This window comes from Ferrigenium kumadai (assembly GCF_018324385.1).
GTDB lineage: Bacteria > Pseudomonadota > Gammaproteobacteria > Burkholderiales > Gallionellaceae > Gallionella > Gallionella kumadai.
Window position 1 is genome coordinate 2562821 of record NZ_AP019536.1, and the last position, 9783, is coordinate 2572603.

Annotated in this window: 12 protein-coding genes; all 12 read right to left on the reverse strand. The window is 58.6% G+C overall.

The annotated features are described in order from the left end of the window. Nucleotides 1-11 precede the first annotated feature (11 nt). The 12 genes from atpE to rpmH all read right to left on the reverse strand — a co-directional run bounded on the left by atpE (nt 12) and on the right by rpmH (nt 9625). On the reverse strand, nt 12-251 hold the full coding sequence (gene atpE, locus FGKAn22_RS12420; RefSeq protein WP_212785950.1) for a F0F1 ATP synthase subunit C: 240 nt from the start codon (nt 249-251) through the stop codon (nt 12-14). Between the two features lie 45 nt (nt 252-296). After that, nucleotides 297-1202, reverse strand: coding sequence for a F0F1 ATP synthase subunit A (gene atpB / locus FGKAn22_RS12425; RefSeq protein WP_425513845.1), 906 nt, complete (start codon nt 1200-1202; stop codon nt 297-299). A gap of 12 nt (nt 1203-1214) precedes the next feature. Further along, nucleotides 1215-1679 carry an ATP synthase subunit I gene (locus FGKAn22_RS12430; RefSeq protein ID WP_212785951.1) on the reverse strand — a complete coding sequence of 155 codons (465 nt, stop codon included), beginning with the start codon at nt 1677-1679 and terminating at the stop codon, nt 1215-1217. Next, complete coding sequence (locus FGKAn22_RS12435; protein ID WP_212785952.1) at nt 1672-2544, reverse strand: ParB/RepB/Spo0J family partition protein; 873 nt, start codon at nt 2542-2544, stop codon at nt 1672-1674. The genes FGKAn22_RS12430 and FGKAn22_RS12435 overlap by 8 nt, the downstream gene beginning before the upstream one ends. A 17-nt stretch (nt 2545-2561) precedes the next feature. Then, the gene (locus FGKAn22_RS12440; RefSeq protein WP_212785953.1) at nt 2562-3338 is read right to left on the reverse strand and encodes a ParA family protein; all 777 of its coding nucleotides are present in this window, start codon (nt 3336-3338) and stop codon (nt 2562-2564) included. Between the two features lie 20 nt (nt 3339-3358). Next, nucleotides 3359-3991, reverse strand: a complete 633-nt coding sequence (gene rsmG / locus FGKAn22_RS12445) for a 16S rRNA (guanine(527)-N(7))-methyltransferase RsmG (protein ID WP_212785954.1) — start codon at nt 3989-3991, stop codon at nt 3359-3361. After that, nucleotides 3988-5889 (reverse strand): tRNA uridine-5-carboxymethylaminomethyl(34) synthesis enzyme MnmG, encoded by a 1902-nt coding sequence (mnmG, locus tag FGKAn22_RS12450; protein ID WP_212785955.1) that lies wholly within the window; start codon nt 5887-5889, stop codon nt 3988-3990. The genes rsmG and mnmG overlap by 4 nt, the downstream gene beginning before the upstream one ends. Before the next feature lie 84 nt (nt 5890-5973). After that, nucleotides 5974-7311 carry a tRNA uridine-5-carboxymethylaminomethyl(34) synthesis GTPase MnmE gene (mnmE, locus tag FGKAn22_RS12455; RefSeq protein ID WP_212787234.1) on the reverse strand — a complete coding sequence of 446 codons (1338 nt, stop codon included), beginning with the start codon at nt 7309-7311 and terminating at the stop codon, nt 5974-5976. Further along, nucleotides 7298-8935, reverse strand: coding sequence for a membrane protein insertase YidC (yidC, locus tag FGKAn22_RS12460; RefSeq protein WP_212785956.1), 1638 nt, complete (start codon nt 8933-8935; stop codon nt 7298-7300). Before yidC ends, mnmE begins: the two co-directional genes overlap by 14 nt. A gap of 15 nt (nt 8936-8950) precedes the next feature. Then, nucleotides 8951-9160, reverse strand: a complete 210-nt coding sequence (yidD, locus tag FGKAn22_RS12465) for a membrane protein insertion efficiency factor YidD (protein ID WP_212785957.1) — start codon at nt 9158-9160, stop codon at nt 8951-8953. After that, nucleotides 9145-9510, reverse strand: coding sequence for a ribonuclease P protein component (gene rnpA / locus FGKAn22_RS12470; protein ID WP_246487411.1), 366 nt, complete (start codon nt 9508-9510; stop codon nt 9145-9147). The genes yidD and rnpA overlap by 16 nt, the downstream gene beginning before the upstream one ends. Further along, nucleotides 9491-9625: a 50S ribosomal protein L34 gene (rpmH, locus tag FGKAn22_RS12475; protein WP_212785959.1), complete on the reverse strand. Its 135-nt coding sequence runs from the start codon at nt 9623-9625 to the stop codon at nt 9491-9493. Before rpmH ends, rnpA begins: the two co-directional genes overlap by 20 nt. Nucleotides 9626-9783 lie beyond the last annotated feature (158 nt).

Genomic DNA, 9783 nt, shown 5'->3' on the forward strand with positions numbered 1-9783 from the left:
TATTCGGAGAATTAACCCACCACGGCGAACAGAACGTACATAGCGATACCGACAGCGATCATCGGAACGGCGTCGACCAGACCCATCACCACGAAGAACTGGGTACGCAGCATCGGGATCAGCTCAGGTTGACGAGCAGCGCCTTCCAGGAAGCGACCACCCAGGATACCGATACCGACAGCGGCGCCGAGTGCGCCCAGACCCATCATCAGTGCGCCAGCGATGTACAGCAGTGCGTTTGCCATTTCCATTTTCTATTTCTCCTATTGATAAAAGTAAAGTTGATGAAACCGTTATTAATGATGTTCTTGATGAGCCATATCCAGATAGACCACGGTCAGCGTCATGAAGATGAACGCCTGCAACGTAACAATCAGGATATGGAAGATCGCCCAGCCCAGCGACAGCAGGATCTGCGAGCCGAACAGGGTCACGCCGCTCATTGTGAAGCCCGCCCAGGCGCCACCCATCAGCGCGATCAGAATGAAGATCATTTCGCCGGCATACATGTTGCCGAACAGACGCAGTGCGAGCGAGATCGGCTTGGCGATCAGGTTCACGCCTTCCAGAAGGAAGTTGACCGGCATGCCCCACTTGCCGAACGGCTGCAGCGTCAGTTCGCCCATGAAACCGCCCAGACCCTTCATCTTCACGCTGTAGTACAGCACCAGCGCGAACACGCCGATGGCCATGCCGAAGGTCGCGTTTGGATCGGTGGAAGGAACGACCTTAAAGAATGGGACGCCAAGAGAGGTCATCAGCAGCGGAACCCAGTCGATGGGAATCAGGTCCATCAGGTTCATCGAGAACACCCAGAAGAAGATCGTCAGCGCCAGCGGGCCGACCATCGCGTTCTTGCCGGAGAAGGAGCCGCGCACGCTGTTGTCGATGAATTCCAGCGCCCATTCACAGAAATTCTGCAGGCAGTTCGGCGTACCGGCCGTCGCAGTTTTCGCTGCACGATAGAACATGAACATGAACACTGCGCCCAACAACAGCGACATGATGAGAGTGTCGAGGTTCAGCGCCCAGAAACCCATGGCCTTGGCTTCTTCGGCACTGTGGGCAATACCCCATGTACCGTCGGGCAATTGCCCGTAGGTCAAGTTCTGCAGGTGATGCTTGATGTATGCACCCGACGTATGCGCCGCCTCATGCGCGGCTCCCGCTACTTCTGCTGCTCCCGCCATTTCACTGGACATTTTCCGCTACCTTCAGTATTTCAATCTCAATAACAGCCGCGCCGACAAAAGCGCCGCCTGTCCTAATACAAAGCCACCCAACACCGCGAGCGGCGACAACTTCAGCACTGCCATGCACAGGGCCAGCAGCGCCACGACCACCATGAACCTCTCGGCGGCGTAAAAATACATGAGCCGTAATTGAAGATGTGCATCATGGGCGGAGACCTGTGCCGCTCTGGACATTCTCCAGGCCAGCAACGCTCCGTTGAGAACTGATACCACTCCCCCACTTAACACCGCTATCGCAAATTGCGGCGTCGCTTCCGTGCCGTATGCTATGCCCGCTATAAGCAGTGTGACTGCCATTTGCAGCCAGACCACCTTGCGCGCTAATTTTTTTTCTTTAGCCTCGGCTTCGAAAAGCGCGGCGATGATAGCGGCGTTTACCGGGGGTGTCAAACGTTCTTGCGACTCATTACCAACTTCTTTACTCAACTTCTCGACCCTGCTTGAGCTTGTTCAACAACTCATCCAGCTGATCGTGGTTCATGTATTCGATCACCAGCTTGCCGCGTCCCTTGTTGCCCGGCTTGATTTCCACATGGGTTCCGAGACAGGCGCTCATCTCTTCCTGCAGACGTTGCGTGTCGCGGCTGAGTTTGGTCGTCTTCTTCGGCTTGGCCTTATCTTCCGGCTCCTGGGTCTGTTTCTGCACCAGCTTTTCCGCTTCGCGCACGGAGAGACCTTCCAGCACGATCTTGTTGGCCAGCATGATCTGGTGTCCGCTATCCAGCGGCAGCAGTGCGCGCGCATGTCCCATGTCCAGCTGGTTTTCCATCAGCATGTTCTGCACGGCCTGCGGCAACTTGAGCAAGCGAAGCAGATTGCTGGCCGCGCTGCGCGAGCGGCCCACCGCATCCGCCGCTACCTGATGCGTCATCTTGAATTCGTCGATCAGGCGCTGGATACCGATCGCCTCTTCCAGGGGGTTCAGGTTCTCGCGCTGAATGTTTTCGATCAGCGCCATCGCCAGCGCCGCATTGTCGGGCACGCTGCGCACCAGTACCGGCACATGGGTCAGTCCGGCACGCTGCGCTGCGCGCCAGCGCCGTTCGCCGGCGATGATTTCGTAGCCGCTGTCGGCCAACTGTCGCACCAGTATCGGCTGCATCACGCCCTGGGCCTTGATGGAAGCTGCCAAGTCATCCAGCGAAGCCTCGTCCATGTGCGAACGTGGCTGATATTTGCCAGGCCTCATCATGTTGACGTTCAGGTCCCGCAGCACGTCATCCTTTTCGCTCTTGCCACCGGACAGCAATGCGTCCAGTCCACGCCCCAGGCCTTTGATTGGTTTTGCCATTTTTATCTTCCTTGTGACTATGCAGCCGGTTGTGCCGCGTTGTTCAATAGTTCCCCGGCCAACGCCAGATATGCCTGCGTTCCCTTGGATAATTTGTCGTGATACAGCGCAGGCACGCCGTAGCTGGGCGCTTCCGCCAGACGCACGTTGCGCGGGATGACGGTGCGGTACACTTTGCTGCCGAAGTGTTCCTGCAACTGGTCCGAGACCTGCTGCGCCAGAGTGTTGCGCGGATCGAACATGGTGCGCAACAGACCCTCTATCTCCAAGTCCGGGTTCAGGTTGGCGCGCACCTTGCGGATAGTGTTCACCAGGTCACTCAAGCCTTCCAGTGCGTAGTATTCGCATTGCATCGGGATCATCACCGATCTGGCCGCGCATAGGCCATTCAGGGTCAGCAGGTTCAAGGCCGGAGGGCAGTCGATCAGCACATAGTCGTATTCCGACGCGACGGCATGCACCGCATCACGCAAGCGCGTCTCGCGGTGCGGCACATCGACCAGTTCGATCTCGGCACCGGCCAAGTCGCGATTGGCGGCCAGCATGTCGTATTTGCCGGCCTCCGAATGCACACGCGCCTCCGCGACTGTCTTGCTGCCCAGCAGCACGTCATAGACGCTGGCCTGAAGGTCGCGTTTGTCGACCCCGCTGCCCATGGTCGCGTTGCCTTGGGGATCGAGGTCGATCAGCAACACGCGCTGTTTGGCCGCGGCGAGACTGGCCGCCAGGTTCACCGTGGTCGTGGTCTTCCCCACCCCGCCCTTCTGGTTGGTTATGGCTAGTATTTTCGTCATGTTGCTTCGCTCCCCTTTTCTTAGTGCTCAGCCATTGGGCATGTTGCGATCACCAAACTGCGCGCCGCATGCAACCCTGGCACCTGTAGCGGAATGATGCGTTCCACCTGGCATCCATCCGGCACCCCTGCCAACTCCCGTTCCGCCAAACCCTTCATCGCCGCCCAGCGGCCCTGCTCCGCCATCAGGTGGCGGGTTATCCGCAGGAAATCACCCAGGTCGGTAAAGGCCCGCGAGATGATCCCGTCGAATTTTTCCGACGGCTGCCACTCTTCAACTCGAGCGCAGTGAACGCTCACGTTTTTCAACCCAAGCTCGATGACGGCCTGTTGCACGAAACTCGTCTTCTTGCTGTTGCTGTCCAGCAACTCGAATCGCCAACCCGGCCTGGCAATCGCCAGCACCACGCCCGGCAAGCCGGCCCCGCAGCCCACATCCAGCCACCGCCCCGCCCACAGATGCGGCAGGACGGCGAGGCTGTCGAGCAAGTGATGGCTCACCATTTGCTGCGGGTCGCGGATCGCAGTCAGGTTGTAGACCTTGTTCCACTTGTGCAGCAATGCCAGATAGTCCAGCAGCTTGCGCTGTGCTTCCGCATCCAGCGCAATACCCAGTTGCGCGATGCCGCGCTGCAATTCATCGCCGTAATTCACGCGCGCTTCTTGTTCGGTTGGCCATCGCGGAAACCGCGCTTCAGATGCACCAGCAGCAAGGAGATCGCTGCCGGGGTCACTCCGGAGATGCGTGCCGCCTGCCCGACCGTTTCGGGCCGGTGCTTGTTGAGCTTCTGCTGCACCTCGATGGACAGTCCGCGCACTTCACGATAGTCCAGATCGCTTGGCAGGCACAGCACCTCATATTGTTCGTTGCGCTCTATCTCGTCGCGCTGGCGCTCGATGTAGCCCGAGTACTTCGCCTGGATCTCCACCTGTTCGGCGACTTTTTCGTCGGTCACGCCCTCACCAGCTCCGGGCAGGCTCAGCAGCGCTGCATAACTCACGTCCGGGCGGCGCAGCAATTCATACAGTGGGTACTCTCGCTCGATGGGTTTGCCCAGCACGCGCACGGCATCCTCTCTCGGAAGGTTGCGCGGATTCACCCACGTGCTGCGCAGACGCTCCTGTTCGCGCGCGATCGCCGCGCGCTTTTCTTCGAATACACGCCAACGCACATCGTCGACGATGCCCAATCTGCGGCCAATCTCGGTCAGGCGCAGGTCGGCATTGTCCTCTCGCAACTGCAAGCGGTATTCAGCACGGCTGGTGAACATGCGGTAAGGTTCAGACACGCCGCGTGTGATAAGGTCGTCCACCATCACACCCAGATAGGCTTCATCTCTTCCCGGGCACCAAGCGTCCTGTTCGCGCGCCTGCAGCGCGGCATTGACTCCGGCCAGCAGACCCTGCGCCGCCGCTTCTTCATAGCCTGTGGTACCGTTGATCTGTCCGGCAAAGAACAGGCCTTGTATCGCCTTGGTTTCCAAGGAGCTTTTCAGTCCGCGCGGATCAAAGTAATCGTATTCGATGGCATAACCCGGACGCAGAATGTGCGCATTTTCCAGCCCCTTGATCGAGCGCACCAGAGCCAACTGAACGTCGAAAGGCAGGCTGGTGGAAATGCCGTTCGGATAGATCTCGTGCGTGGTCAGCCCTTCCGGCTCAAGGAATATCTGGTGCGAGGCCTTGTCGGCGAAGCGCGTGATCTTGTCCTCGATGGACGGGCAGTAGCGGGGCCCCACACCTTCGATCACCCCGGTGAACATCGGTGAGCGGTCCAGCCCGCCGCGGATAATGTCGTGTGTGCGCTGGTTAGTCTCGGTGACCCAGCATGGCAACTGTTTCGGATGCTGTGCGGCGTTGCCCAGGAAGGAGAACACCGGAACAGGATCATCACCGGGCTGTTCCTGCATAACCGAATAATCGATGGTGCGGCCGTCGATGCGTGGCGGCGTACCAGTCTTCAGGCGCCCCATCGGCAGTTGCAACTCGCGCAAGCGGCGCGCGAGACTGATGGAAGGCGGGTCGCCCGCGCGCCCCGCCGGATAATTCGACAGCCCGACATGGACCAACCCCGAAAGAAAAGTGCCTGCAGTCAGTACGACCGTCTTCGAGCTGAAGCGCAAGCCGAGCTGCGTGACGACACCCAGCACCCGATCCTGCTCGACCAGGAGGTCATCCACCGCCTGCTGGAACAGCCACAGGTTGGGCTGGTTTTCCAGCCGCGTCCTAATTGCCTGCTTGTAAAGGATGCGGTCTGCCTGCGCGCGCGTCGCGCGAACCGCAGGCCCCTTGCTCGAGTTGAGGATGCGAAACTGGATGCCGCCCTCGTCGGTCGCGGCTGCCATCGCGCCGCCCAAGGCGTCGACCTCCTTGACCAGATGCCCCTTGCCGATCCCTCCGATGGACGGATTGCAGGACATCTGCCCCAGCGTCTCGATGTTGTGGCTGAGCAGCAGCGTCTTGCAGCCGGCACGTGCGCTGGCCAGTGCCGCCTCGGTGCCGGCGTGTCCGCCGCCCACCACAATCACATCGAATATATCTGGAAAATTCATGGTGCTGCCGCAATGAAAAGGACGCGCATCATACAACACCGGATTCAATAATCCAACGCGCATTGTTTCACGTGAAACAACCGATTACTTGCCGATACAGAAGCGGGCGAAGATTTCGCCAAGCAGGTCGTCCGGAGAAAACTCGCCGGTGATCTCGCCGAGCGCGCGCTGTGCAAGGCGCAGTTCTTCGGCGAACAGCTCGGCTCGGATTAGCAGCGCCTGAGCCTGGACCAAATGGTTTTCTGCGATGGAAAGCGCCCGCAAATGGCGCTCGCGTGCCATGAATGCGCCGCTCTCCTGGTCGCGCCAACCCACCATTTCCAGCAACTTGCCGCGCAATTCTTCCATGCCCGCACCGGTTTTGGCTGATACCCCGATCGATGGGTCGGTCCCGGCCGCAGGAACCGCCGCGCCACTCAACAGGTCCGCCTTGTTGATCACCAGCAGTCGCGGGATGTCTGTCGGCAAACCTGCGAGAATCGCCTCATCCGCAGGAGTCATTCCCCGGCTCGCATCGAGAAGCAACAGAATCAGGTCGGCACGGTGCAAAGTATGGTGGGTGCGTGCGATCCCCATGCTTTCCACTTCATCCTGAGTTTCCCGCAACCCAGCCGTATCCATCACGTGCAGTTGCACGCCTCGGATCTGGATGGTCTGGCGAATCACATCTCGGGTCGTGCCCGGGATGTCGCTGACCAGCGCGACCTCTTCGCCGGACAGCCGGTTGAGTAGACTGGACTTGCCGACATTCGGCTGTCCGGCGATGACGATGTGTGCGCCCTCGCGCAGCAGACTACCCTGCTTGGCGGTGTCCAGCGTGTGCTGCAATTTTTGCAGGATGTCTTTCAGAAGCGCATCACGCTGCGTAATGTCGCCGCTATCGACCTCCTCTTCCGGGAAGTCCAGCATCGCCTCCACCAGCATGCGCAGGTGGATCAGTTCATCGACCAATCCGTGGATCTCAGCCGAGAACTCCCCGCGCAGGGAACGCATCGCACTGCGCGCAGCCTGCGCGGTATTGGCCTCGATCAGGTCAGCGACGCTTTCCGCCTGCGCCAAGTCGAGCTTGTCGTTAAGATAGGCGCGGCGCGTAAATTCGCCCGGTTGCGCCAGGCGCGCGCCCAGGTCGAGGCAGCGCTGTAACAGCAATTGCAGCACAGCGGGACCGCCATGCCCCTGCAGTTCAAGGACATCCTCACCGGTGTATGAATGTGGTGCGGGAAAATAAAGGGCGATTCCCTGATCCAGAGTTTCGCCGTTCTGGTCCAGAAAATCGCCATAGGTGGCGCGTCTAGGGACGGGAAGCTTGCCCAGAACGCCGCTGGCCAGATCTTCGATGCCGCGGCCGGATATGCGTACCACCCCCACCCCGCCACGGCCTTGGGCCGTGGCGATGGCGGCGATGGTATCAGCGTTTGGCAGGCGCAACTTTCTTCTCGGTTTCGGCTGCCCGAGTGATGTACCACTGCTGACCGATGGACAACAGATTATTCACGATGGAGTACAGCACCAGCCCAGCCGGGAAGAAGAAGAAAATCACGCTGAAGGCGATCGGCATGATCTGCATGATCTTGGCCTGCAGCGGATCCGGCGGTGTGGGGTTGAGGCGCATCTGCACGATCATGCTCACGCCCATGATCAGCGGCAGAATGTAATAGGGATCCGCCACCGACAGGTCGGTGATCCAGCCGAAGAACGGCGCGTAGCGCATCTCCACGCTGGACAGGATCGCCCAGTACAACGCGATGAACACCGGGATCTGGATCAGTACCGGCAGACAACCGCCCAGAGGGTTGATCTTCTCGGTCTTGTACAGATCCATCATGGCGCGGTTCAGTTGCTCGCGGTCGTCGCCATACTGCTGCTTGATCTTCTCTAGCTTGGGAGCTACCAGGCGCATCTTCGCCATCGAGCGATAGCTTGCCGCCGACAGCGGAAAGAACACCAGCTTGATCAGGACTGTCAGCAGGATGATGGCGATGCCCCAGTTGTGTGTCCAGTCATTCAGCAGCGACATCAGCCAGAATAGCGGCGTGGCAATGATGGTCAACCAGCCGTAATCCACCGTCAAACCCAGTCCGGGTGCGATCTTATCCAGATCGGACTGCGCGGGACCCGCATAGAGCGTGGAGCCTATCGTTGCCTTCTGCCCTGGCCCGACAGCTACCTCAGGCAGAACCACGCCTGCGGAATAAAGGTCTCCATCCAGTTTTCGGGTGAAATATTCACGCCCGGCTTTTTCCTTGGGCAGCCATGCCGCAACGAAGTAATGCTGCAACATGCCGATCCAGCCGTCTTCAGCCTGCTTGGGGTATTCCGTCTTGCCCTTCTCAATAGAAGAGAAGTCGACCTTCTGGAATTTCTCCTTGTCTGTGTAGACCGCCGCGCCGGTATAGGTCGGCAGGAGCGCTGAGCTGCCTTCCGGCGGGACGCTGTCACGAACCAGCTGGAAGTAGCTGCTGGCACCGACAGCCTGCTGACCGGCGTTTTCCAGTTCATAAGAGATGTCGACCAGATAGCTCCCCTTATGGAAAGTCATCACCTTGACAACTTTCAGCGGTGAGGCGACTTCTGCCGTGAGGCGCACCTGAACCTGTTCGGCGTTCCCGGTAAGCTCATATCGTTCCTGTTCGGCGGTGAACAGGCTGTTGTGGTTAGGCAATCCCGCGCCCAGCAAGCCGCTCTGCGCCACATAGTTATGTGTCCCTTCGCCGCGCTGGAACAGCACCAGTGACTTGCTCTTGTCCTTTGCATCCGGGTGTTTAAGCAACGCCAAGCGGCTAATGTCGCCACCCACGGTGCTGATCTCGGCTTCCAGCAAATCCGTCTTGACGTGCACTAACTTGCCAGCAGCTTGCTGAGCCGCCTGCTGTGCTATGGCTGTCTGTCCCGCTGCTGCCGGCAGCGACGCCTTTTCTGCCGCTTTGCCGGTTGGCGCTTCCTGCTGCACATAAAGCTCGGGGTGCTGATAGCGTTGCCAGCCGTCCCAGACCAGCACGAGCGAAAACGCAAAGATTAAAAACAGGAAGAGTCTTTGAAAGTCCATGTCTAGTCTGAATATTTAAGGTGCGGGATCATACCCGCCGGGATTCCAAGGATTGCAACGAGCTATGCGTTTGAGGCCGAGCCAGCCCCCTTTGACGATGCCGTGCTTTGACACCGCATCACAGGCGTAATGGGAACAGCTGGGAGTGAATCTGCAGGTTGGCGGGCTGAGAGGGCTGATCAGGTATTGGTAACCATGTATCAGTTTGATCACAATTCTGCGCATCTGCCCTCTACTCGATTAAACAGCGTTTCCAAATCCTGACCCAGCTTATCTTGTGCATAAGCCCGCCTCACCATTACAACCAGGTCTATGCTGCGAGTCTTGATGCCATGCTTCCGGAACGCCTCGCGAACAATCCGCTTGACGCGGTTACGATCCGTTGCGTGTGGCAACGTACGTTTGCTCGCGACGATACCGAGCCGGGCATTGCTATTGGTGTTGCGGGCAAAAAATATCTTGAAGTGCTTGTCTGCCACATTTGCAGCCTGCAAGACACGATCAAATCCATCTTTGCGCAGCAACCGGTGCGCAGCGGTAAATACAGCCGACGGACTAGACAGCGAGTCTTGCACGGCCCTTAGCACGACGTGCATTGATAACTGCACGGCCGCCGCGTGTCTTCATGCGCACCAAAAAGCCATGGGTGCGTTTCCTTCTTGTTACGGATGGTTGGTATGTACGTTTCATGTTTTTTCCTTGGGTAAATCGTAAAACGCGCTATTACAAAGCCTTAACGCCTAAGTGTCAAGTCCAATTTACTTTTTTGCCTGTGGATAAGTTTCGGCCCGCCATGTAGAATGCGGCATCTTTATACGTTGTTGAACCGCCCTTTTTATTTATTCAAC

Bases quoted from the DNA above. Each gene is read 5' to 3' on its own strand.
- atpE (WP_212785950.1), bottom strand. From the start codon at position 251: ATGGAAATGGCAAACGCACTGCTGTACATCGCTGGCGCACTGATGATG.
- atpB (WP_425513845.1), bottom strand. From the start codon at position 1,202: ATGTCCAGTGAAATGGCGGGAGCAGCAGAAGTAGCGGGAGCCGCGCAT.
- FGKAn22_RS12435 (WP_212785952.1), bottom strand. From the start codon at position 2,544: ATGGCAAAACCAATCAAAGGCCTGGGGCGTGGACTGGACGCATTGCTG.
- FGKAn22_RS12440 (WP_212785953.1), bottom strand. From the start codon at position 3,338: ATGACGAAAATACTAGCCATAACCAACCAGAAGGGCGGGGTGGGGAAG.
- mnmG (WP_212785955.1), bottom strand. From the start codon at position 5,889: ATGAATTTTCCAGATATATTCGATGTGATTGTGGTGGGCGGCGGACAC.
- yidC (WP_212785956.1), bottom strand. From the start codon at position 8,935: ATGGACTTTCAAAGACTCTTCCTGTTTTTAATCTTTGCGTTTTCGCTC.
- yidD (WP_212785957.1), bottom strand. From the start codon at position 9,160: ATGCGCAGAATTGTGATCAAACTGATACATGGTTACCAATACCTGATC.
- rpmH (WP_212785959.1), bottom strand. From the start codon at position 9,625: ATGAAACGTACATACCAACCATCCGTAACAAGAAGGAAACGCACCCAT.